The sequence below is a fragment of the Xanthomonas dyei genome (genome assembly GCF_002939865.1).
Taxonomy (GTDB): domain Bacteria; phylum Pseudomonadota; class Gammaproteobacteria; order Xanthomonadales; family Xanthomonadaceae; genus Xanthomonas; species Xanthomonas dyei.
On record NZ_MDEE01000008.1, the window covers coordinates 59,686 to 83,052 of the forward strand.

A 23,367-nucleotide genomic window follows, 5' to 3' on the forward strand; every position below is an offset into this window, starting at 1 on the left:
AGCGGCGGGGCCATCAAGGCCCCGCCCTCTGAGTGAACCCAGGCACTGACACCACGTAATGCCAATGCACTGGGTCCGCCATGCGCCACGCTCAGCCCAGCGCGCGATAGCTGAAATCGCGCAACACCACCTCGCCTTGCTGCGCGGCATACACGCCCAGCTGCAGGCTCAAGAAGCCGCCGAACACATTGTGGTGGAATCCGGACACTTCCATGCGCGTGGGATGGCGCGTCCACTGCCGGCCGTCGTCGAACGAATATTCAAAGCTCACGATGTGGCGATCGTTGCTCAGCCGCACGCGGATGCGGCGATGCGTGTTGGGCGCGCGTGCCCACACCAGTTCTTCGGAATACTCGTAGGTCTTCATGGTGTCGGCGGTGAAGCCGATGCCGACGAAGGCCTTGTGGTTGTAGAACAACAGGAGGCCGCCTTCGGCATTGCCGACCAGCTCCAGCGTCACCTCGGCGGCATAAGCGCGATCGGGCACGCCGCAGGTCAGCGGCGCGCTGTCGATCGGCGATGTGTCGGCGCAGGTCAGCGTCAATGCCTTGTTGGCCCGCCGCACGCGCGCCTGCTCGCCGGGCTTGGGCGCGTGCAGGCTCCACTGGATGCCGAATCGGTCGGTGGAAAAGTCATCGGACAACGCGAAGCCGGCGGCCACATTCGCACTGCTGGTGGCAGCGCGTGCCGGCGTGCGCAACGGCGTGGACAGGTCGCCGCCGGTGGCGCGAAACCAGCCGTCGGCGGTCCACTCGATCGGCTCCAGCAGGGTCTGGCGCCCCAGGGTGCGGAAGCCGTTTTCATAGCCGTGATAGACCAGCCACCAGTCGCCGCGTGGGCCTTGCACCAGCGTGGCATGGCCGCGCGACCACCACGGCTCCTGTTCGGACAGCGTGCGCACCAGCGGGTTGCGCGGGCAGTGTTCCCACGGCCCGTGCACCGAGCGCGACCGCGCGGCGATGACCATATGCCCGGTCACCGGCCCGGCGGTGCCACCGACGGCGGTGACCAGATACAGCCAGCCGTTGTGCCAGGTGAGCTTGGGGCCTTCGGGCGCGAAGTTCTCCACCACCCAGTCGTCGGGATAGCGCCAGGGCGCGTAGGCCGGTTCGAGTTGCCCATCGGTGGCCAGGCCGTCGTCGCGCAGGCCGATCTTGCGGATGCCATTGACGAACAGATAGCGCTTGCCGTCCTCGCCGACGACATGGCCGGGGTCGATGCAGCCGGCGATGTTCAGATCGATCGGCGCGCTCCATGGCCCGCGGATGTCATCGGCCCAGATCACGAAGATCGACCAGCCCTTGTCGTCCGGATTGGCCGGGATATAGATGAAGTAACGGCCGGCGTGCTTGCACAGATCCAGCGCCCAGATCGTGCCCAGTTGCTGGCGCAGCGCCGGGCCGATCGGGGTCCAGTTGACCAGGTCGGTGGAGTGCCACAGCACGATGCCCGGGTACGAAAAGAACGACGAGAACGTCATGTAGTAGTCGTCGCCATCCTTGAGGATGGTGGGGTCCGGGTGATCGCCGGCCACGATGGGGTTGAGATAGGTGCCGTTGCCCAGGTCGGCCTTGCGCTGGCCCTCGATGCCGCGTGCCCACGGCGGCGGATGCGCGGCGCATGGCACGGCTGACGCCTGCGCGGCAGCCGGCAACGGCGCGACCAATGCGCCTGCGGCCAGCACCTTGAACAACTCCCGCCGTGTCGTGTCTGGCATGCATCAGCTTCATCGGATCAGGGCTGGTATCTAGCCCTAGCCGCCGGTGCGAGGCAACCGCGCAGGCCGTGATATAGGAACTGGTGATGCGGCGCCCGGATTTTGAAATAGCAGGGTTGGAGTGCGTTGCAACGCGAGGGGTCACGCCGCTGCGCTGTGGTGCGGGTATCCAGACGGCGAAAGCAGACGCGCCCGCGCGATCAGCGCGGCGCTACCCTTGGCCTGGATAGCCGCAGGGCGATCTCTCCAGCGCGCGCGGACAACCGAGTTCGCAATGGGGGCGAGGGTCGAAGACCATGCGGGTCTGGGTCATGGATTCCGCACGCCTGCCGTTTCACCGGCCGCAGCTGCCGCACGAGAGATCCGATTGGTCAGCGGAGTTCGGTCTTGCCGTTAGCCGTTAGCCGATGGCCGATGGACCAGACGACCAAAAGCGATGCGCGCACGAACAGAGAGCGCGCGCGACGCGCACGGTGCCCATCGCCCAATCTCGTCAGCCCCCTAGCTCGCCATGCTGCACTGCAGCGTGATCTGTTCATTGATGATTGCGATATTCATATGCGAACAGCCGGGCACCTGCCGGCTGGTGGACGTTGCGATGCCCAGTTGCCCTCCAGATTTCATTCGCGCCTGCGCCACCCTTGCCGAGCGTGGCGTATGAGCGCCCTGGCACGGCAACGCCTGGGCCGCACCGACGTGCAGCTGTCGGCGCTGGGCTTTGGCGCTGCGCCGATCGGCAACCTGTACACCGAAGTCGACGAGGCAGACGCGCTGGCGGCGGTGGCAGGCGCGTTCGAGGCCGGCATCCGTCACTTCGACACCGCGCCTTACTACGGCTACGGACTCAGCGAAACGCGCCTGGGCCGCGGCCTGGCCGGCGTGCCGCGCGCTGCCTATACGCTGTCGACCAAGGTCGGCCGCTGCATCTACGACGACGCACACGCCGTTGCCGGGCGCGACGGTTTTGCCGTGGCCGGCCGCCGCGCCGCATTCGACTACAGCGCCGACGGCGTGCGGCGCGCGTTCGCCTCCAGCCTGGAGCGCCTGGGCACCGACTATATCGACGTGCTGCTGCTGCACGACATCGGTGCGCTGACCCACGGCGACAACCACGCCCACGTGCTGCAGCAGGCCTTGGAGGAGGCCTTGCCGGCCATGGCGGAGTTGAAGGCATCCGGTGCGTGCGGGGCGATCGGGCTGGGCGTCAACGAGCAGGACGTGGCACTGGAGGTGCTGGCACGCTTCCCGATCGACTGCGTGATGCTGGCCGGGCGCTACACCCTGCTGGAACAGCACGGCGCGCGTGCGCTGCTCGACCAGGCGCAGCAACACGGCGTGTCGATCCTGTCGGCCGGCCCGTACAGTTCCGGCCTGCTCAGCGATGCGCGCGGCCCCGGCGCCACCTATAACTACGCCCCGGTGGATACCGCCACCTTGCAGCATGCGCAGCGCCTGTATGCGGCGTGCGCGGCGTTCGAGGTGGATATCGGCGCGGCCGCCCTGCAGTTCCCGCTGGCACATCCGGCGGTGACCACCGTGGTGGCCGGCATGCGCACCCTGGCCGAGGTGCAATCGGCCGCCACGCGCTTGCAGGCATCGATCCCGCCTGCGCTGTGGCAGCGCCTGCGCGATGGCCGCCTGCTCGACACGGACCTGCCCACACCATGAGCCGCGTCGATGCGCATCTGCATTTCTGGCACCTGGCCCGTGGCGACTACGCCTGGCTGACGCCGGAGCTTGCGCCGCTGTACCGCGATTTCGCGCCGCATGATGTGGACGACGCACTGGATGCGGCCGGTGTCGACAGCGTCGTGGTGGTGCAGGCCGCCGCAACCGAAGCCGAAACCTGTTACCTGTTCGAGCTTGCACACGACGCGCCACGCATTGCAGGCGTGGTGGGTTGGACGGATTTTGCTGCGCCCGATGCCGCCGCACGCATCGGCGCACTGGTCCGCGCAGCCGGCGGTGTACTCAAGGGGCTGCGCCCGATGGTGCAGGACATCGCCGATGCGCAGTGGTTGGCAAGCCCCGCATTGGACGCCGCCTTCGATGCAATGCTGGCGCACGATCTGGCCTTCGATGCCCTGATTCGCCCCGTGCATGTACCGGCATTGCAGGCGCGCTTGAAGCGCCACCCGCAGTTGCGCGTGGTCGTCGATCACGGCGGCAAGCCGCAGATTGCGGCCGGCGAATTCGTCGCCTGGGCCGCAGGCATGGCCGCGTTGGCACAGCATCCCAACGTGCACTGCAAACTGTCCGGGCTGCTCACCGAAGCCGCGCGCGGCGCCGGCATCGATGCACTGGAGCCGTATGTTGCGCATCTGTTTGCGCGCTTCGGTGCGCAGCGCCTGCTCTGGGGCAGCGACTGGCCGGTGCTGACCCTGCGCGCCGATTACGCGCAATGGGTCGATCTTGCGCAACAGCTCGTCACCCGGCATGCCGCCGAACACGCCGATGCGGTGTTCGGCGACAACGCACGCACGTTCTATCGTCTGCCACGGCCGGCGGCCCCCACCCACGGAACCTTATCGGTATGACAGTCTCCATTCCCACCACGCCCAACACCCGTCTGCAGGGCAAGCGTTGCCTGATCACCGCCGCCGGCGCCGGCATCGGCCGCGAAAGCGCGCTGGCTTGTGCACGTGCCGGCGCGCAGGTGATCGCCACCGACATCGACGCCGTTGCCTTGCAGGCGCTGGCGTCCGAGTCCGATGCGATCACCACCCAGCTGCTCGATGTTACCGATGCCGCCGCGATTGTGGCGCTGGTCGCCGAACACGGCCCGTTCGATGTGTTGTTCAACTGCGCCGGCTACGTGCATCAGGGCAGCATTCTCGACTGCGACGAGCCGGCATGGCGCCGCTCGTTCTCGATCAACGTCGATGCGATGTACTACACCTGCAAGGCGGTGCTGCCGGGCATGCTCGAACGCGGCCGCGGCAGCATCATCAACATGTCCTCGGTCGCGTCCAGCATCAAGGGCGTGCCGAACCGCTTTGTGTACGGCGTGACCAAGGCCGCGGTGATCGGCCTGAGCAAGGCCATTGCTGCCGATTACGTAGCGCAGGGCGTGCGCTGCAACGCGATCTGCCCGGGCACCATCAAGACGCCGTCGCTGGGCCAGCGTGTGCAGGCCCTGGGCGGCGACGAACAGGCGGTGTGGAAGAGCTTTACCGATCGCCAGCCGATGGGCCGCCTGGGCGACCCGCGCGAAATCGCGCAGCTGGTGGTGTATCTGGCCTCGGACGAATCCTCGTTCACCACCGGCCAGACCCACATCATCGACGGGGGCTGGTCCAACTAAACCCAGCCGACCACACTGCTGTGCAGCGGCCAGACCCATGGCCGCTCGCGATGGTGTCTCAGCCGCACTGAGTACCGCTGACAACACGCCGCATCGCACGCCGACGTGACCTGTTGCCAGCACGCATCACCGATAGTCCTGTTCCGAGCGCGTTGTCCACCTCCTGCTGAAACACCTTGCAACAGCTGGCTGCTCGCTCCGATTCCTCCCCTGCAAAGGAAGACTGCATGAAACTCGTACGTATTGGCGCCGAAGGCCACGAACGTCCCGGCGTGATCGACACCGCAGGCCGCATCCGCGACCTGAGCGGTGTCATCGACGATGTCGCCGGTGAGCACCTCACCAATGCCGGCCTGGAAAAACTGCGTGCGCTGGATCTGTCCACGTTGCCGCTGATCGAAGGCGAGCAGCGCTATGGCGCCGCGGTGGGCCGCATCGGCAAGTTCATTTGCGTGGGTTTGAACTACGCCGACCACGCCGCCGAATCGGGCATGGACGTGCCGAAAATGCCGATTCTTTTCATGAAGGCCACCACCGCGGTGTGCGGCCCCAACGACACCGTCATCATCCCGCGCGGCTCGGTCAAGAGCGACTGGGAAGTGGAACTGGGCGTGGTGATCGGCGATATCGCACGCGATGTGTCGATGGACGACGCGCTGAATCATGTGGCCGGCTATGCGGTGATCAACGACCTGTCCGAACGCGAGTTCCAGCTCGAGCATGGCGGCCAGTGGGTCAAGGGCAAGAGCGCCGACACCTTCGGCCCGATCGGCCCCTGGCTGGTCACCCGCGATGAAGTGCCCGACCCGCAGAACCTGTCGATGTGGCTGGAGGTCAACGGCCACCGTTACCAGAACGGCAGCACCCGCACGATGGTGTTCGGCGTGGCCGAACTGGTCAGCCACATCAGCCGCTACATGACGCTGATGCCGGGCGATGTGATCAGCACCGGCACCCCGCCGGGCGTGGGCCTGGGCCAGAAGCCGCCGGTGTATCTGAAGCCGGGCGATCTGATGGAACTGGAGATCGAAGGATTGGGGCGTCAGCGTCAACCGGTAGTGGCGCATCCGCGCGATGTAGCTTAAAGCTCCTTTTCCCTTTCCAGGATTTTGGTCGCATTGCGTGCCAAGTTGCGCTCAACGCACGTGGTAACGCCTCCGCAAGACGCAACTTAAAGCCCCTCTCCCTTCGGGAGAGGGGTTGGGGTGAGGGTACGTAGCGACGTATCCGAACAATTCGTCGCGCTGTCGCGCGTTGTTGTTGGACGTGTTGCTAGACATGACGTGTCGGCACTTGTGTTGATCCGTCATACGTATCTTTTTCTGGGTTGTAGCGGCGCGTTGAATGACCAAGCACCGTAGCGTGTTGATATCGATGCGTTGTCAATCGTTTAGTGGTTTTTTGCTGATCCGTGTTGCAAACGGATGTGTCACTGCAGCGCTTCAACACTTCCGGCGCTGCGCGTCCGCACCCTCGCCCCAACCCCTCTCCCGGTGGGAGAGGGGCTCAAGCGCACCGCTTCCGCACGCTCTTTTTCGCCCGTTTTCCATTTCCCGTTTCCATCGCCCAGGACCTTCATGAGCACCATCGTCGCCCTCGATACCCACGACGTCCGCTTCCCCACCTCGCGCGAGCTCGATGGGTCGGACGCGATGAATCCCGATCCCGATTACTCGGCCGCCTACGTCGTGCTGCGCACCGATGCGCCGGATGCGCTGGCCGGTTACGGCCTGGTGTTCACCATCGGCCGCGGCAACGACGTGCAGACCGCCGCCGTGGCCGCGCTCGCCGAACACGTGGTCGGCCTGCGCGTGGAAGACGTCATCGCCGACCTGGGCAGCTTCGCGCGCCGGCTCACCAACGACTCGCAACTGCGTTGGCTGGGCCCGGAAAAAGGCGTGATGCACATGGCCATCGGCGCGGTGATCAACGCCGCCTGGGATCTGGCCGCGCGTGCCGCCAACAAGCCGCTGTGGCGCTATATCGCCGAACTCACGCCCGAGCAGCTGGTCGACACCATCGACTTCCGCTACCTCACCGATGCGCTCACCCGCGACGAAGCGCTGGCCATGTTGCGCGCCGCGCAGCCGCAGCGCGCGCAGCGCACCGCACAGTTGATCGCGCAAGGCTACCCGGCCTACACCACCTCGCCCGGCTGGCTTGGGTACTCCGACGAAAAACTGGTGCGCCTAGCCAAGGAAGCGGTGGCCGATGGCTTCCGCACCATCAAGCTCAAGGTCGGCGCCAACGTGCAGGACGACATCCGCCGCTGCCGCCTCGCGCGCGAAGCGATTGGCCCGGACATCGCGATGGCGGTGGATGCCAACCAGCGCTGGGACGTGGGCCCGGCGATCGACTGGATGCGCCAACTGGCCGAATTCGACATCGCCTGGATCGAAGAACCTACCAGCCCGGACGATGTGCTCGGCCACGCGGCTATCCGCCAGGGCATCACCCCGGTGCCGGTGTCCACCGGCGAGCACACCCAGAACCGGGTGATGTTCAAGCAGTTGTTGCAGGCCGGCGCGGTGGATTTGATCCAGATCGATGCCGCGCGCGTCGGTGGCGTCAACGAGAACCTCGCCATCTTGCTGCTGGCTGCCAAGTTCAACGTGCGCGTGTTCCCGCATGCCGGCGGCGTGGGCCTGTGTGAGTTGGTGCAACATCTGGCGATGGCCGACTTCGTCGCGATCACCGGCCAGATGGAAGACCGCGCGATCGAATTCGTCGACCATTTGCACCAGCACTTCCTGGACCCGGTGCGCATCCAGCACGGCCGTTATCTTGCCCCACAGGTGCCCGGCTTCTCGGCAGAAATGCACGCCTCTTCGATTGCGGAATTCAGCTACCCGGATGGACGTTTCTGGGTGGAGGACCTGGCAGCCAATCGACAGGGCTGACCAGCGCCCTCATCCGCCCTTCGGGCACCTTCTCCCGCGTGCGGGAGAAGGGAAACGGGAGCGGGCAACGACGCAGCAGAGATCACTGCGAGCAGCAAGATTCAGCCGCCGGGCCACGCCATCGGCCGGGCCGAGCCAAGAGAAAGAGCAGTCATGACTGTGAGGGCGAGGGCGAGGGCGAGGGCGAGGGCGATAGCCTAGCCATGGCTGCGACCGGAAAGGGCGAGAACGCTAGCCTAGTCATGGCTGCGAGCGAAATATGCACGCTGCAACCACTTCACCGCCACCCTTCTCCCGCCTGCGGGAGAAGGTGCCCGCAGGGCGGATGAGGGAGCGGGGAGCAGAAATCACTGCGAGCAGCAAGGAAAGAGCCGTCATGACTGCGCGAGAACGCTAGCCTAATCATGGCTGCGAGCGGAACATGCACGTTGCAGCCCTTCACCGCTACCCTTCTCCCGCCTGCGGGAGAAGGTGCCCGCAGGGCGGATGAGGGATGCGACTCACCCTTGCGCCGCTACCGCCTCACTCAACGCAAAAATTCGCCCGGCCTTTCGCCACTTTTCCCCAGGCGCACTGCCCGGCAGCGGCTTCTGGAAGCGCCACATCAGCGCTTCCCACGCCTGGATGCGCGGATCGGCCACATCGCGCGCGTTGACGGCTGGATCGTAGTCAACGCTAGCCTAGTCACGGCTGCGAGCGGAACATGCACGTTGCAGCCCTTCACCGCCACCCTTCTCCCGCCTGCGGGAGAAGGTGCCCGCAGGGCGGATGAGGGAGGCGACTCACCCTTGCGCCGCTACCGCCTCACTCAACGCAAAAATCCGCCCGGCCTCCCGCCACTTCTCTCCAGGCGCACTGCCCGGCAGCGGCTTCTGGAAGCGCCACATCAGGTCTTCCCACGCCTGGATGCGCGGATCGGCCGCATCGCGCGCGGCCTTGGCGGCTGGGTCGTAATCGTCGCCCACTTCCATCAGCATCACCAGTCGATCGCCGCTGCGAAAGATCTCCAGTTCAAGAATGCCGGCCTGCTGTAACGAGGCCACCACTTCCGGCCACACCTCGGTGGGTTGATGCCAGCGCTCGTAGTCGGCGATCAACGCGGCATCGTCGTGCAGATCCAGTACATAGCAAAGACGCGGCATGCTCAGGCTCCGGCAATCGCAGGCGCGACACGACGTGCGCGCAATGCGAACAGCAGGATCACCGCAAAGCACGCGCCCGGCACCGCCATCGCCCAGTGAATGCCGGCCATGTCCGACACCGCGCCCATCACCGCCGTAAGCAGCGCGCCACCGATGATCGACATCACCAGCAAGGAAGAGCCCAGCTTGCGTGCGTCGTCGTGCATGCCATCCAGGCCCAACGCAAAGATGGTCGGGAACATCACCGACATGAACACGCTTGCCACCACCAGCGCGTACAACCCGGTCCAGCCGGGCAGCGCGATGGCAACCGCGCACAACACCACATTGATCGTGGCAAAACTCGCCAGCAATTTCGCCGGTGCCAGATAGCGCAGCAACCCGGTGCCGACAAAGCGGCCGGCCATGAACAGCACCAGCGAGATGGTCAGATACGTGGCGGCGGTCTTTTCCGGCGTGCCCGGCACTGCGTCCTGCAGGTAGCGGATCAGATAACTCCAGATGCCGACTTGCGCGCCCACGTAGAAGAACTGCGCCACCACCGAAAACATGAAGCGCCGGTTGCGCACCAATTCGCCAAAGCGTGCGCGTTTGGGCGCCACGCCGCTGTCGCTCTCCGGCGCGCCGGTGGGAAAACGCACCAGCGCGATCAGGATCGCCCACAGCACCACCACCGCGCCGATGATCAGATACGGCATCTGCACGGCCGAGGATTCGGCAGCGAAAAACGCCTCGCGCGCGGCCGGCGCCATCGCCGCCAGCTCGGCGGGCGTGTGCTCCACACCGGAGAAGATGAAATGCTGGCCGACCAACACGCCGGTGATCGACCCCAAGGGGTTGAACGCCTGCGCAAGATTCAGCCGCCGCGCCGCGCCATCGGCCGGCCCGAGCACGGTCACCAGTGGATTGGCGGTGGTTTCCAGAAACGCCAGGCCGCTGGCGATGACGAACAGCGCCAGCAAGAACAGCCAGTAGGTGTGCACCTGCGCGGCCGGGTAAAACAGAAAAGCCCCGCACGCATACAGCAGCAACCCGAGCACCACCGCGGCCTTGTAGCTGTAGCGGCGCATGAACATCGCCGCCGGCATCGCGAAGACGAAATAGCCCATGTAGAAGGCGCTCTGCACCAACCCGGCCTGCAGGTCGCTCAGCTCGAACGCCTTCTTGAACTGCTTGATCAGGATGTCGTTGAGGTTGTTGGCCATGCCCCACAAAAAGAACAGGCTGACGATCAACAACAGGGGAACCATGGCGGTACGCGCCAGGTTGCCGCGCGGCGACGCGGCAATGTCACTGTGATGCATGCGACCGATCCCCTCCCAAGGCTGTGGCGCTTGCGTTGCAATGGCGCGAGCGTACTGCGCACGCCAACGCCATGCAAATATAAAATCTTTGTTTATATTTGCACGCAAGCACCCACCCTGACCCGTGCCGGCGATGCCTGTACCCTGGCGCGCCGCACCTTGCCTGGAATCGCAAACGGATGAGCCCCGAACCCGCCAAGTACCGCGCGCCGGCCCTGGACAAGGGGCTGGATATCCTCGAGCTTCTTGCCCGCCAGGCGCAGCCGATGAGCATGGGCGCGATCTCGCAAGGCATCGGCCGCTCGCGCGGCGAGATCTTCCGCATGCTGCAGGTGCTGGAGGAGCGCGGCTACCTCACCCGCGATGGCGAAGGCGACTACGTGCTGACCAACCGCCTGTTCATGCTCGGCATGCAGCAGCCGCCGGTACAGAGCATCAGCGAGGCCGCGTTGCCGGTGATGCGGCGGCTGGCCGATGCGATCTGCCAGCCCTGCCACCTGGTGGCGCCCTCGGGCGATCAGATCGTGGTGATCGCGCAGATGGATGTGCCCAGCGATCTGGGCCTGGTGGTGCGCCCGGGCCATCGCCGCCCGTTGACCCATTCCAGCTCGGGGCTGGTGCTGTTCGCCTTCCAGCAACCGGAAGTGCAGGCGCGCTGGCTGGACATGCTGGACGCCAGCGAGGTGCCGTTCGAGCGTAGGCAGTTCCTGGCCGCCGCCGCGCAGGCACGCAACGATGGCTACGCCATGCAACCCAGCGAAGCGGTGGTGGGCGTGGTCGATCTGACTGCGCCGATCCTGCAAGGCGGCAACGCGACCTATACGTTGACCGTGCCGTTTATCGAACGCCGCCCGGAACTGGTGGGCCCGCACGCGGCCTTGCAGGCGCTGTGTGCGGCCACGCAAGAGATTTCCAACGCGCTGCACTGACCTCACGCCGCCTGGCGCAGATGCGCAGGCGCGTTGCACCAGGCATCGCCCTATACTCGGCGCGGTCGACCACGCGGGATCGCATGTCCAGCCTCACGTTCGGGATGTGGAGCACCATCCTGCTGCTGGGCAGCGCGCATGGCGTGCTCGGCGCAGGCCTGTTGCTGCTGGCCCCGGCCAACCGGATCGCCAACCGTTGCCTGGCCGCACTGCTGCTGGTGGTGGTGGCGCTGATCACGCCGTACACGCTGGGCTATGCCGGCGCCTACGATGCCTACCCTGACCTGACCTACGCGCCGCTGTTCTGGGAACTGGCCATCGGGCCGCTGGTGTGGCTCTACGTGCGCCAACTGGCGCGCCGGCAGCTGCCGCGGCGCTGGGCGTTGCATCTGCTGCCGGCGCTGCTGCAAGGCGGCTATTACACCTGGCTGTTCACCTGGCCACTGCAACGCAAGTGGGACTGGAACGCCGCCGTCCACGTGCCCTGGGTCGCCCCACTGCAAGACGCCTTGGTGCTGGCATCGCTGACGGCCTATCTGGTGCTGGCCTGGCGCGAGTATCTGGCCTATCAACGCTGGCTGGAACATCACAGCGGTGCACGCGAGGAGCTGCGCTTGCCGTGGCTGCGCGGTTTTCTGCTGGCCTCGTTCTTTCTGCTGGTGGTGCGGCTTGGCTTCACCGCCAGCGACCGGCTGTGGAAGCCGCTGTCCTATTTCGACGAGTTTCCGCGCTACCTGGCCACCGCAGCGCTGGTCTATTACCTGGGGCTGGAAGGCTGGCGCCATGCCCGCCTGCACTACCCGCCGCGCGATGCGCCGCTGATGCTGGAGACGCCGCCAGATCCGCCCGACCCGGCGGCAACGCTTGCCGCGCCACAGCCTGCGGCAGAAAAGGACTGGCAGGCACTGGGGCAACGCGTGGCTGCCGAGGTCGCTGCGCACGGCTGGTGGCGCGAGCCGGACCTCAGCCTGCCCGAGCTGGCGCGCCGCATGGGCACCAACAGCAACTATCTGTCGCGTGCGCTCAACGAAGGCCTGGGGCAGACCTTCAGCGCCTTCATCAACGCGCTGCGCATCGCCGACGCCCAGCGCCTGCTGGCCGGCGATCAGGACATCCTCTCCATCGCGCTGGCGGTGGGGTTCGGTTCCAAGGCCAGCTTCAACCGGGTGTTTCGTGCCCACTTCGGCTGCACGCCCAGCGACTACCGGCGCGCGCAACGTCGCACATCCTGAAAATTTTTGGCAATTGGGCATTTGAGTCGCCCGCCACCGCGCAGCTGCCGATGCTGGCGACTCTTGCCCAGGAGCTGCCATGTCCCATCGCATCCGCCTTCTTTCAGTGTTGTTCGTGCTGCTGTGGCCGATCTGCGTCGCGCGGGCGGCCCCGCCCGCACCCGCGTTGACCCGCGACAGTCCACTGCCCGGTCCGGCGCTGCTGGCCGATATCGATGTGCTGCAACACGCCTATGGCGCACTGCATCCGGGCCTGTACCGCTACGCCACCGAGGCGCAGGTTGCGCAACGCTTCGCCGAGCTGCGCGCCGAACTGGCAGACGGCGCCACGCTTGGCCAGGCCTACCTCGCCATCTCCCGCCTGACCGCAAGCGTGCGCTGCGGTCACAGCTTCCCCAATTTCGTCAATCAACCCGAGCCGCTCCAGCAGGCTCTGTTCGGTGACAGCCGGCGCCTGCCGTTCCACTTTCGTTGGCTACAGGGCCGCATGATCGTCAGCCGGAATGGATCGGATCAACCCGGCTTGCTGCCCGGCACCGAAGTGCTGTCCATCGATGGCATTGCCACCTCGCAGATTCTGGCAGCGTTGATGACAGTGGCGCGCGCCGATGGCAGCAATGACGCCAAGCGCATCGCCCAGATGGAGGTGCAGGGGTTTGCGCAGATCGAGGCGTTCGATGCGTATCTGCCGTTGCTGTTTCCGCAGATTTCCGCCAACCCGGTGCTGCAGGTCCGCGCGCCCGGCGCCACCGCTCCACGCGCGCTGCAGGTGCACGGCATCGACGCGGCGCAGCGCCATGCGATGGCGCCCAAACGCGCGCGCGACAGCGCAGCGCCGGCATGGACGCTGACGATGGACTCGGCCGATCTGGCGGTTCTGCGCATGCCGGATTGGGCGCTGTATGAAAGCGCCTGGGATTGGCAGGCATTTCTGGCGCGCAGCTTCACGCGCCTGGCCAAGCGCAAGGTGCCTGCGTTGGTGATCGATCTGCGTGGCAACGAGGGCGGGCTGGACGTGGGCAGCGTGCTGCTGGGGTATCTGGCAGCAGGCGAGATCGCGGCGGCGCCGATGCGCAACCTGGTGCGCTATCGACGCGTGCCCGATGCGTTGGCGGCCCACGTCACCACCTGGGATCGCGGCTTCCGCGACTGGGGCACGCGCGCGGTTGCCTACGACACGCGGTTCTACACGCTCAATACGCAAACCGGCAGCGCTGCACAGCGCTACCTGCCATTGCGTACGCCGCACTTCACTGGCCGGGTGTTTGTGTTGATCGACGCCGAAAACAGCTCGGCCACTTTCGCGTTTGCGCAGCAACTACAGCGCAACGGCTTGGGCACGCTGGTCGGCCAGCCCACCGGCGGCAATCTGCGCGGCATCAACGGCAGCGCGTTCTTCTTTTTGCACTTGCCCAATTCGCACATCGAAGTGGATCTGCCGCTGGTCGGTCAGTTTGCAACCAGCGCGCAACCCGATCGCGGCGTGCTGCCCGACGTGCCGGTGCAGAGCACCGTGCAGGATCTGCAGGACGGCCGGGATGTGGAAATGGACACCGTGCGCGCCCTGCTGGGTGCCCAGCGAGCGCGGCCGACACACTGACAGCGTAGCAACCGGGCCGTAGGCTCGCCCGTGGTTTTCCGGCCGTTCTACTGCGGCTGCAAACTCCACAGATGGCCGCTGCATAGCCACGGCTATAAAGATCAGACCGACCTTCGCGTGCAGGCAAAACGCCCGAAAGCGGGTGTTGCGTTGTTACACTGCGCGCCCCTTGGGGAGTAGCCTGCTTTCGTTTATCGAAAGCGCCTGCATCAACATACTCGGCCGTTGCGCCGTGGTGCAGGCAACCAATCGTGGTTTGGCGAGACCAGCGACATGCGCGTACGACGACGGTTGGCGCGGGCGCATGCCGTTGTGACCGTGCCCAGCCCGAGAGTGCCGATGTCTCCTTTTTCCATTGTGTTGATCGGTTTTGCGATGTCCACCGATGCGTTTGCCGCAGCGATCGGCAAGGGCGCGGCGATGCGCAAACCGCAGTGGCGCGATGCGCTACGCGCCGGATTGATTTTTGGGTGCATCGAAGCGATCACACCGGTGATCGGCTGGTTGCTGGGACGGGCGGCGTCCAGCTATGTGTCCGCCTATGACCACTGGATCGCCTTCGTACTGCTCGGCGCGCTGGGCACGCACATGATCGTGGCCGGTCTGCGTGCCGATCCTGACGATGCAGATGAGGCGGCCGATGCACCGAAGAAAAACGGTCTGCTTGCCCTGGCCGCCACCGGCTTTGCCACCAGCATCGATGCGATGGCGGTCGGCGTCAGCCTGGCATTTTTGGATGTGCACATCGGCGTGGTGGCCGTAGTGGTCGGCCTGTGCACCTTCAGCATGGTCACCGCCGGCATCATGCTGGGCCGCGCACTAGGTGCACTGATCGGCAAGCGCGCCGAAATCCTGGGCGGCGCGATCCTGGTGATCGTGGGCAGCGTGATCCTGTACGAACACCTCAGCGGCGCGGCGTAAGCGCTCTGCTCACAGGCAATCTTTCGACTGCCTGTTTTCTCTAGGAGCGCGTCTGAGTTCATCGCGGCCATCGTGTGCGCACGCTCACTGGCAGTTTTTTCGTAGGAGCGTGCCTGCGCGCGACGAGGCGTTATCGGCAATGCCACATCGCGCGCAGGCACGCTCCTACGCTGCATTCGAATGGAGATCCGTCAGCGCTTTTTCGCATCGTGGAGCGCGCTCAGGAAGGCACGCAGCGATGCAGGCTTTACCGGTTTGGTGAGCAAGCGATAGCCGCGTTTTCGCGCGAGCTGCTTGCGTTCATCGCAGCCATCGTGGGTGAGCGCTCGCTGGCTCTTTCGTAGGAGCGTGCCTGCGCGCGACGAGGCGTTATCGACAATGCCACATCGCGCGCAGGCACGCTCCTACGCTGCATTCGAATGGAGATCCGTCAGCGTTTTTTCGCATCGTGGAGCGCGCTCAGGAAGGCACGCAGCGAGGCGGGCTTTACCGGTTTGGTGAGCAAGCGGTAGCCGCGCGCACGTGCAAGTTGTTTGAGTTCGTCGCGACCGTCGGCAGTCAGTAGCGCGCCAGCGATCGGCGCAGTCGCGGCGGCCTGCACCGCATCCAGCGTGTCCAGTCCATCCAGACGGTCGTGCAGGTGATAGTCCACCAACATCACATCCGGTTGCTCGCGCGCACAGTCCAGCGCCTGATCCACGGTGCTGGCAGTGATCACCTCCACCTGCCAGCGGCCGAGCAACGCGCGCATGCCATCGAGAATTTCGCGGTCGTTGTCCACGCACAGCACGCGCAATCCGGCCAGCGAATCGCCGCTGGGCAAGGCGCGCGCGGCCGGCACCGGCAACAACGGCGCCACCGGCACCGGCGCCACGCGCGGCAACAGGATCGAGAACATGCTGCCGCGGCCGACCTGGCTGCGCGCACTCAGATCGTGATCGAGCAGGCGCGAGATGCGTTGGCAGATCGACAACCCCAATCCCAAGCCCTGCTCGCCCCAATCGAAGGGCTGCTGATAGCGGCGAAACTCTTCGAAGATCTGCCGCATGTGGTGCTCTGGAATGCCCGGGCCGGTGTCCCACACCTGCAGTTCCACCTGTTCGCCACGCCCGCGCATGCCGAGCACGATACGGCCCTGACGGGTGTAGCGCAGCGCGTTGGCCAGGAAGTTCTGCATCACCCGGCGCAGCAGGCGGCGGTCGCTGCGCACCCAGATCGGCCGGCTATGCACTTGCAGGCGCAGGCCGCGACTGGATGCCACCGGCGCGTATTGCGCGGCCAGCTCATGCATCAATGCGCTGGCATCGAAGTCTTCAACCGTGGGGCGCAGCCCACCGGCATCCAGACGCGACACGTCGAGCAGACCGTCGAGCAATTCTTCGGCCGCACGCAACGAAGCATCCACACGCTCGGCCAGATGGCGTTGTTCTTCGTTGTTCTGATGGCTCTCGCGCAATGCGGAGGCGAACAGCCGCGCGGCATTGAGCGGCTGCAACACGTCATGGCTGATCGCAGCCAGAAAGCGGGTTTTGGATTGCTGCGCCAGCTCGGCTTCGCGCGAGCGATCAGCCACACGTTGCTCCAGGTTTTCGTTGGCGTCCAGCAGCGCGCGCTCGGCGCGTTTGTAGTCGGTGATGTCGTTGTAGCTGGTGACATAGCCACCGCCGGGCAGCGCCTGGCCGCGCATTTCGATCACCTTGCCGTCGCTGCGGGTGCGCTCGAACACATGCGGCGAGCCGGCACGCATGTGGCGGATGCGGCGGTCGATCTGGTCTTCGATATCGCCTTCGCCCAGCTCGCCGCGCTCGGCGTTGTAGCGGATCAGGTCGGCGACCGGGCGGCCGACATACAACATGCCATCCGGGTAACCGAACAACTGCTGATAACGCCGATTCCATGCGGTCAGGCGCATCTCCGGGTCGACCACGCTGACCGCAGCGCTGATGTTTTCCAGCGTGGTGGACAGGATCTCGCGATTGAAGCGCAGTTCCTGGCCGGCCTCGTCCAGCACCGCCACCACTTCGCCCAGTTCCATGCCCGAACCGCGCAACAAGCTGGTCAACACCAGCCGCGCCGACGCCGCGCCGATGGACGCCGCCAGCAAGCGCTCGGTGAACTGCACCCAGGCGCGGTCGGCCACCACGGTCGGTTGCAGCTCGCGCTCCAGCAGCACCGCCTGGTCGACAAAGGCGCGATGCGCATGCCGCTCGCCCACCACGCGCTCGGCCAGCGCCTGCAGGTCGGCCACGCGCACATGGCCGGGCCAATCGCCAGCGACCGCCGGACGCTGCGCATACGGGTCCAGGAACGGGGCCGCACGCAGCCGCTCGTCCACACCCGGCCGCCAGCGTGCGGACACCAGCATCATCGCGCCGACGTTGATCAACAGCGACCAGAACGTGCCGTGCGCCAGCGGGTCCCAGCCGCGCATGCCGAACAACTGCTGCGGCTGAAGCCAGGCGATGCCGAACGGCCCATCCACCAACCACTCCGGCTGCAGCCAGCCCGCCCGCGTGGCGGCCGGCAGCAACAGCGTGTAGATCCAGGTCATGAAGCCGAGCACCATGCCGGTTTCCACGCCCTTGCGGCTGGCTCCGCGCCAATACAGCCCGCCGATCACGCCCGGCGCAAACTGCGCCACCGCCGCAAACGCCATCAATCCGTAGGCCGCCAACGTGGTGTCGTCGGCCACGCTGCGGTGATAGCCGTAGGCCACCAACGCCAGCAGCAGGATCGCCACGCGGCGGATCCACAGCACACGCGAGGCCACTGCGGCGCGTGCATCCGCGCTGCCGCGGCGACGCAGCAGCACCGGCATCACCAGGTCGTTGCTGACCATGGTGGCCAAGGCGATGCTGGCCACGATCACCATGCCGGTGGCAGCCGAAAACCCGCCCACGTAGGCCACCAGCGCCAGCACCGTGTTGCCCTGGCTCAGCGGCAAGGCCAGCACCACCGCATCGTCCACCACCGCGCTGCCCTTGCCGAACAACGCGATGCCGGCCGAGGCGATCGGCACCACCATCGCCGAAATGATCACCAGGTACGCACCGAACAACCAGCGTGCGCGCCTGATATCGCCGACATCGCTGCATTCGACCACCGCCACATGGAATTGCCGCGGCAGGCAGATCACCGCCAGAAAACTCAGCAGCGTCTGCGAGATGAATCCCACCGACGGCGTGTGCTCGAACAAGGTGCGCGCCGAATCGGCGATGTGCAGTTGGTGATCGCTCAGCCACATCCACGCAAACAGCCCCACCGCCACGATGGCGATCAGCTTGATCACCGACTCCAGCGCGATGGCCAGCATCATGCCGTGATGGTGTTCGGTGGCATCCACCTGGCGGGTGCCGAACAAGGTGGCGAACAGCGCCATCAGCAGCGCCACATACAACGCCGGATCGGCAAAGATGCCGCGCCCGGCGCTGCTATGCCCGGTCAGCACCTCCAGGCTCATCGCCACCGCTTTGTACTGCAGCGCCAGATACGGAACGATGCCGACCAGCGCGATCACCGCCACCAACGCGGCCAGCCGCCGCGAGCGGCCGTAGCGCGAGGAAATGAAATCGGCGATGGACACGGTGTTTTCGGAGCGTGCGATCAACGCCAGCCGCTCGATGATGCGCCAGCCGAACAGCAGCAACAGCAGCGGGCCGAGGTAGATCGGCAGATACCCGATGCCGTTGCGCACCGCCGAACCCACCGCGCCGTAGAACGTCCACGACGAGCAGTACACCGCCAGCGCCAGGCTGTAGACCGCCGGGCGCAGCCACGGCCGCTCCGGATACATCGGCCGACGATCGCCCCACCACGCCACCCCGAACAGCAGCGCGGCATAGCCGACTGAGACCAGCAGCAGTATCCAGCTCGAGACCAATGGGTGTCCTAGGCGGCGCGATGCGAACCTGGGAGTTTACGCAGTGGGGAACAGCGCGTGGGCGACGGGACGCTGCCGGCGGCGGATTGGGCAGCGCGGCGCTGCGCGTGGACGGCTGGAGAAGGTGGGATGAGGTGGCTGCCCCCATCCGCCCTTCGGGCACCTTCCCCCGCAGTCGGGGGAAGGAGGCCTAGCGGATGAGAACGGAAGGCAGGCTGTTGGCTGTTGGCTGTTGGCTATTGGCTATTGGCTATTGGCTATTGGCTGTTGGCTGTTGGCTGTTGGCGATTGACTGTTGGCGGTTGGCTTACGGCTTACGGCTTACGGCTTAAGGCTTAAGGCTTAAGGCTTAAGGCTTCTAGATCCTGGATCTGGCTTTGAGCGTTAGCTTTGGCTTTGGCGTTAGCTTTGGCTTTGGCGTTAGCTTTGGCTCTAGCAACTCCAATCTAGAAACTGCCGGCAACCTCCCCTCTCCCCCCTGGGGGAGAGGGTGCCCGAAGGGCGGGTGAGGGCCGCTAGCTAAGCAAGCCACAGACACCCCTCAGCCCGGCAGACGCACGCGCACCTGATACGTGCGACCGGCCACGATGTTGTGAACCCGTTGATCCGGGCAGACCTCGCCATCCACCAGCACCTCGCTGTCGCGACGACCCGCCTCGCGCGTCACCACGACCTCGAACTGCGCGCCACGAAATTGCCGCGTCACCTGCGCATGCGGCCAGTGCGAAGGCAGCTGCGGGCGGATCGCCAACGCGTCGCCCTCGCCGACTAGGCCGAACAAACCTTCCAGCACGCAGCGATACACCCACGCCACCGTGCCGGTGTTGAACAACTGGCTCGATCGCCCGGCAGTGCGCGGGTACTGATGCCACGCGCCACGGTAGTAGTTGGGCAGCGACACCGGCAGATGACCCCGCTGCAACACGTCTTCGCGGGTCGGGCCCGGCAGCATCGCGCGCAGGATCTCCCAGGCGCGGTCGGCCTCGCCAATCTGGTACAGGCTGTACAGATAGAACGCCACCGCGTGATTGTAGACCGCACCGTTCTCCGCCGCACCCGGCCATTTCTGGGTGAGGCGACCCACGTCGTCGCGCATGTGGGTATAGGCCGGTGCCAGCATCACCGGGCCATACGGCGTGTGCAGTTGCTCGCGCACCGCCTCCAACAGCGCCCTGCGTTGCTGCGCATCGGCGGTGCCGGCCAACAGCGCAAAACTCTGCGGGTTGAGATAGATGCGCCCTTCCACATCGTCGGCAATGCCGAAGCGCACACCGTCGTCGGTGATGCCGCGCGCATACCAGTTGCCGTCCCACAACTCACGGTTTGCGTCGGCATTCACCGTGCCCACTGCCTGGCCGAATGCTTCCGCCTGCGCGGTGCGCCCATGCGCGGCGCAGATGTCCGACCACAGCCGCAGCGCATACGCGGTCGCCACGGTGAGCCAGCCGGAGACCCCCTTGCCGCGCCAGCCGACCATGTTCATGGGGTCGTTCCAATCGCCCTGGGCGATGAAACTCAGGCCGCGCGCGTCACGTGCGTCCAGCAACCACTGCATCGCAGCATCCAATCGCTCGGCCACGCTCAGCGCCCGGCTATCGTGCGTGCGCACCACCGCCTCCAGCACACTGGCATCGCCGGTTTCGGCCAGATACGCACTCAGGAAGATCGGCAACCACACGCAATGGTCGGTATGCGGCACCTGGTTGATGTATTTCAGCTCGGCGCCTTCCACCAGCAAGATGCCGTCCGGCATCGCGCCGCTGGGTTCCTGCTGCGACAGGGCATGCAGCAGCGCCGCACGCGCGGTCGCCGGCTGCAGATAGGCCATGCCCATGTGGTCTTGCAGATAATTGCGTGTCTGCGGATCGGTGGTCAGGCGATTGACATCGCCGTGATAGAACACCTGCCGCGGCAACCAATGGTTGACCAGGTTGTCCAGCGCCGCATCGGGCGTGGCGATCTGGATGCAACCATGGCCGGCGTGCAGATACTGCGCATAGGCGCGTGCCGCCTCGGCAAAGCCTTCCTGCGACAGATAGCGCGCACGCAGCGCAGCGATTTCTGCATCGTCCTTGGCCGGCCCGAATGCAAAGCGATATACGCTGGCCGCATCGGGCTCCAGCTGCAGGCGATATTGCAACGCGGCGGCCGGCGTTTCGTAATGCGCCTCGCTGTTGCCCAGCTGCTCGGCCTGGATGGCAGAAGGCGCATGCAAGCCGCCCTCGCCTTCGAACGCCAGTTGCTGCGCGTCCCACGCCGCCGGCGGTTGCTCGTGCAGCAGGAAGGTGCAGTCCTTGAAATCGCGCTGACGGAAATAATCGTCCACTTTCTGGTACGGCGCCACGCTGCGGCAGACGATGCCGCCCAGCGCCGGCTCGTAGCCGCCGGATTGATGCATCCACGACATGTAACCGACCGGGAAATACACGTACAGGCTCAACCGCCGCGCGCGCCCGGAGGCGTTATGCACACGGCATTCCCACAGCTCCACCGCATCGTCGGTGGGCAAAGCCACGCACAGCTCCACCACGATGTCGTCATGCTGCACGCGCCAACGCACATCGTGCTTGCCGGCAGAGAATTCGAAGGCCTGCGGCTGCGCGCGCACCGGCTCGTGCGGCACCGAATACAGCGCGCCGCTGTCTTCGTCCTTGAGATAGAAAAAACGCCCGGGGTGATGCGCGTAATACGGCTGCTCGGGCATCATGAAGTTGCGCGCTTCCAGCATCGGTGCGTGCGCGTACTTGGATGGCTCCGGCTGCATGAACTGGCCGGTGGCATAGCCACGGCAGGTGAGCTGCAACATCATGCGGCGGTTCCACAAAAAGCCGCCGGCATTGGGCATGGCGGTCGGGCTGTAGAGCGCGTAGCGCATGCCATCGGCGCTGGGCGCCATCAAGGTAGACAGTGGGTCGGACGCAGCGGTGGGCGTTGCAGACACGGTCAGGGGTGCTCCGGTTCGTCGCGCTTGCGCGCGGCCAATTCGTGCTGGATCCGACTCAGCAAGCCGTCGTCCAGCGGATAGAAACGCATGGTCCAGGCAGCCAGCAGCGCGATCGCCCCAGGGATCACCGTCAGCAGCAGCACGATGCCGGTCAACGACCCGGTGGACTGCGCACTGTTGGCCACATAGCCCATCCCGGCCAGCACCCAGGCGATGCCGGCCGAGGCCAGTGCGCCGCCAAGCTTTTGCGAAAACGTCGCGGCCGCAAACGTCATCGCGGTCGCACGCCGGCCGGTGCGCCATTCGGTGTAGTCGGCGCTGTCGGCATACATCGAAAACGCCAGCGGCGACTTCGGCCCCAGCGCCAGGCCGATCAACATGTTCAACGCGAAGATCGCCCATACCGCATCGGCAGGCACGAAGAACATCGCACAACTCAACACACCGACGATCACCATCAGCCCGCACATCAGCTGGCGCTTGTCCCAATGCCGCGTCAGCAATGGGGTGATGGCCGCACCTACGCCCAAGGCCACCGAATAGCTGCCCAGGAACAAGCCGACCAGATCCGGGCGTTGCACGTAGTACTTGAGGTAGTACACGCCTGCACCACCGCGCATGGTGATCGTGATCATGATGATCAACGACAGCACGAACAACACGCACCACGGGTTGTTCTGCAGCAGATCGGCGATGTCGCGCCGGATCGGTGTGCGTTGTTGCGGCGGCGGTTGCACGCGCTCGCGCGTGGTCAATGCCACGGTGACAAACAACACCAGCGCCACTGCGCCGTACAGCATCATCGTGCGCTGCCAGCCCAGCGCATCGTTGCCGCCGCCGAACCAGCGCACCAGATCCATCGTGAAGTAATTGACCAACGTGGTGCCTGCAAACGCACCGATGAAACGCAGGCTGATCAGCCCGGTCCGCTGCTGGCTGTCGGCGGTGATCACGCCCGACAAGGCCGAGTACGGAATACTCACCACGGTGTAGGCCAGCATCATCACCAGGAAGGTCACCGTGGCCCACACCATGCGCCCGTGTTGATCCAGGTCCGGCGTGGTGTAGGCAAGCACGCCGGTCAGCGCCATTGGTATTGCGCCCCACAACAGATACGGGCGGAACTTGCCCCAGCGGCTGCGGGTGCGGTCGGCGATGGCGCCCATTGCCGGGTCGGCAATCGCATCGGCGATCTTGGTCAGCAGGATCATCGTGCCCACCGCTGCGGCCTGCAGATGCATGGTGTCGGTGTAGAAGATCAGCAGAAACGCCGAGATGTTGGCCCAATACAGATTCAGGCCCAGATCGCCGGCGCCGTAGCCCAGCTTTTCGCGCCAGCGCAGGCGCGCCGATGCAGGAGACGGTGCGGGTGTTGACGTCATCGACAGACCTTCGGATGCGTTGTACCCGGCCGGGCACGCCGTTACGCTGGGTGCCCGCTCACCTGGCAAGGAGCGCCGACGCTACACCACGCATCGGCTGCCGCCAACGTGA

Annotated in this window: 15 protein-coding genes, 1 pseudogene and 1 riboswitch; of the genes and pseudogenes, 9 read left to right on the forward strand and 7 right to left on the reverse strand. The window is 65.6% G+C overall.

All coding sequences use genetic code 11. The features are described from left to right. Positions 1–91: 91 nt before the first annotated feature. Positions 92–1,717, reverse strand: coding sequence for a family 43 glycosylhydrolase (locus tag XdyCFBP7245_RS07945; protein WP_104615160.1), 1,626 nt, complete (start codon positions 1,715–1,717; stop codon positions 92–94). Positions 1,718–2,374: 657 nt separating this feature from the next. Between XdyCFBP7245_RS07945 and XdyCFBP7245_RS07950 the strand changes: the two genes are divergently transcribed. The 5 genes from XdyCFBP7245_RS07950 (at position 2,375) to XdyCFBP7245_RS07970 (ending at position 7,921) form a co-directional block, all read left to right on the forward strand. Beyond that, entirely contained in the window at positions 2,375–3,385 is a 1,011-nt protein-coding gene (locus XdyCFBP7245_RS07950; protein WP_104615161.1) for an aldo/keto reductase, read from the forward strand. After that, the gene (locus XdyCFBP7245_RS07955; RefSeq protein ID WP_104615162.1) at positions 3,382–4,254 is read left to right on the forward strand and encodes an amidohydrolase family protein; all 873 of its coding nucleotides are present in this window, start codon (positions 3,382–3,384) and stop codon (positions 4,252–4,254) included. The genes XdyCFBP7245_RS07950 and XdyCFBP7245_RS07955 overlap by 4 nt, the downstream gene beginning before the upstream one ends. Further along, the gene (locus tag XdyCFBP7245_RS07960; protein ID WP_104615163.1) at positions 4,251–5,021 is read left to right on the forward strand and encodes an SDR family oxidoreductase; all 771 of its coding nucleotides are present in this window, start codon (positions 4,251–4,253) and stop codon (positions 5,019–5,021) included. The genes XdyCFBP7245_RS07955 and XdyCFBP7245_RS07960 overlap by 4 nt, the downstream gene beginning before the upstream one ends. A gap of 227 nt (positions 5,022–5,248) precedes the next feature. Next, positions 5,249–6,106, forward strand: coding sequence for a fumarylacetoacetate hydrolase family protein (locus XdyCFBP7245_RS07965; protein WP_104615164.1), 858 nt, complete (start codon positions 5,249–5,251; stop codon positions 6,104–6,106). Positions 6,107–6,598: 492 nt separating this feature from the next. Further along, entirely contained in the window at positions 6,599–7,921 is a 1,323-nt protein-coding gene (locus XdyCFBP7245_RS07970; protein ID WP_104615165.1) for an L-fuconate dehydratase, read from the forward strand. A 500-nt stretch (positions 7,922–8,421) separates the two neighbouring features. Here XdyCFBP7245_RS07970 and XdyCFBP7245_RS07975 read toward each other — a convergent pair. The 3 genes and pseudogenes from XdyCFBP7245_RS07975 to fucP form a co-directional block, all read right to left on the reverse strand. Beyond that, a pseudogene (locus XdyCFBP7245_RS07975) lies at positions 8,422–8,592 on the reverse strand (L-rhamnose mutarotase); the annotation flags it as partial. 111 nt (positions 8,593–8,703) lie between these two features. Next, the gene (locus XdyCFBP7245_RS07980) at positions 8,704–9,063 is read right to left on the reverse strand and encodes an L-fucose mutarotase (RefSeq protein ID WP_055846740.1); all 360 of its coding nucleotides are present in this window, start codon (positions 9,061–9,063) and stop codon (positions 8,704–8,706) included. Positions 9,064–9,065: 2 nt separating this feature from the next. Beyond that, positions 9,066–10,367: an L-fucose:H+ symporter permease gene (fucP, locus tag XdyCFBP7245_RS07985; RefSeq protein WP_104615166.1), complete on the reverse strand. Its 1,302-nt coding sequence runs from the start codon at positions 10,365–10,367 to the stop codon at positions 9,066–9,068. 179 nt (positions 10,368–10,546) lie between these two features. Between fucP and XdyCFBP7245_RS07990 the strand changes: the two genes are divergently transcribed. The 4 genes from XdyCFBP7245_RS07990 (at position 10,547) to XdyCFBP7245_RS08005 (ending at position 15,049) form a co-directional block, all read left to right on the forward strand. Next, a complete protein-coding gene (locus tag XdyCFBP7245_RS07990) occupies positions 10,547–11,296 on the forward strand; it encodes an IclR family transcriptional regulator (protein WP_104615167.1) in 750 nt (249 codons plus the stop codon). Positions 11,297–11,400: 104 nt separating this feature from the next. After that, on the forward strand, positions 11,401–12,528 hold the full coding sequence (locus tag XdyCFBP7245_RS07995) for a helix-turn-helix domain-containing protein (protein ID WP_104615210.1): 1,128 nt from the start codon (positions 11,401–11,403) through the stop codon (positions 12,526–12,528). A gap of 130 nt (positions 12,529–12,658) precedes the next feature. Then, the gene (locus XdyCFBP7245_RS08000) at positions 12,659–14,128 is read left to right on the forward strand and encodes a S41 family peptidase (protein ID WP_104615211.1); all 1,470 of its coding nucleotides are present in this window, start codon (positions 12,659–12,661) and stop codon (positions 14,126–14,128) included. Positions 14,129–14,293: 165 nt separating this feature from the next. Beyond that, positions 14,294–14,455: riboswitch (yybP-ykoY riboswitch) on the forward strand. Positions 14,456–14,467: 12 nt separating this feature from the next. Further along, positions 14,468–15,049 carry a manganese efflux pump MntP gene (locus XdyCFBP7245_RS08005; RefSeq protein WP_055846732.1) on the forward strand — a complete coding sequence of 194 codons (582 nt, stop codon included), beginning with the start codon at positions 14,468–14,470 and terminating at the stop codon, positions 15,047–15,049. A gap of 430 nt (positions 15,050–15,479) precedes the next feature. Here XdyCFBP7245_RS08005 and XdyCFBP7245_RS08010 read toward each other — a convergent pair whose 3' ends face one another. The 3 genes from XdyCFBP7245_RS08010 to XdyCFBP7245_RS08025 all read right to left on the reverse strand — a co-directional run bounded on the left by XdyCFBP7245_RS08010 (position 15,480) and on the right by XdyCFBP7245_RS08025 (position 23,255). Beyond that, complete coding sequence (locus tag XdyCFBP7245_RS08010; protein ID WP_104615168.1) at positions 15,480–18,929, reverse strand: hybrid sensor histidine kinase/response regulator; 3,450 nt, start codon at positions 18,927–18,929, stop codon at positions 15,480–15,482. A gap of 541 nt (positions 18,930–19,470) precedes the next feature. Then, the gene (locus tag XdyCFBP7245_RS08020; RefSeq protein WP_211287658.1) at positions 19,471–21,870 is read right to left on the reverse strand and encodes a GH36-type glycosyl hydrolase domain-containing protein; all 2,400 of its coding nucleotides are present in this window, start codon (positions 21,868–21,870) and stop codon (positions 19,471–19,473) included. A 2-nt stretch (positions 21,871–21,872) separates the two neighbouring features. Continuing rightward, positions 21,873–23,255: an MFS transporter gene (locus tag XdyCFBP7245_RS08025; RefSeq protein ID WP_104615171.1), complete on the reverse strand. Its 1,383-nt coding sequence runs from the start codon at positions 23,253–23,255 to the stop codon at positions 21,873–21,875. Between the last annotated feature and the right edge of the window lie 112 nt (positions 23,256–23,367).

Bases quoted from the DNA above. Each gene is read 5' to 3' on its own strand.
- XdyCFBP7245_RS07945 (WP_104615160.1), bottom strand. From the start codon at position 1,717: ATGCCAGACACGACACGGCGGGAGTTGTTCAAGGTGCTGGCCGCAGGC.
- XdyCFBP7245_RS07950 (WP_104615161.1), top strand. From the start codon at position 2,375: ATGAGCGCCCTGGCACGGCAACGCCTGGGCCGCACCGACGTGCAGCTG.
- XdyCFBP7245_RS07955 (WP_104615162.1), top strand. From the start codon at position 3,382: ATGAGCCGCGTCGATGCGCATCTGCATTTCTGGCACCTGGCCCGTGGC.
- XdyCFBP7245_RS07960 (WP_104615163.1), top strand. From the start codon at position 4,251: ATGACAGTCTCCATTCCCACCACGCCCAACACCCGTCTGCAGGGCAAG.
- XdyCFBP7245_RS07965 (WP_104615164.1), top strand. From the start codon at position 5,249: ATGAAACTCGTACGTATTGGCGCCGAAGGCCACGAACGTCCCGGCGTG.
- XdyCFBP7245_RS07970 (WP_104615165.1), top strand. From the start codon at position 6,599: ATGAGCACCATCGTCGCCCTCGATACCCACGACGTCCGCTTCCCCACC.
- XdyCFBP7245_RS07980 (WP_055846740.1), bottom strand. From the start codon at position 9,063: ATGCCGCGTCTTTGCTATGTACTGGATCTGCACGACGATGCCGCGTTG.
- fucP (WP_104615166.1), bottom strand. From the start codon at position 10,367: ATGCATCACAGTGACATTGCCGCGTCGCCGCGCGGCAACCTGGCGCGT.
- XdyCFBP7245_RS07990 (WP_104615167.1), top strand. From the start codon at position 10,547: ATGAGCCCCGAACCCGCCAAGTACCGCGCGCCGGCCCTGGACAAGGGG.
- XdyCFBP7245_RS07995 (WP_104615210.1), top strand. From the start codon at position 11,401: ATGTGGAGCACCATCCTGCTGCTGGGCAGCGCGCATGGCGTGCTCGGC.
- XdyCFBP7245_RS08005 (WP_055846732.1), top strand. From the start codon at position 14,468: ATGTCTCCTTTTTCCATTGTGTTGATCGGTTTTGCGATGTCCACCGAT.
- XdyCFBP7245_RS08025 (WP_104615171.1), bottom strand. From the start codon at position 23,255: ATGACGTCAACACCCGCACCGTCTCCTGCATCGGCGCGCCTGCGCTGG.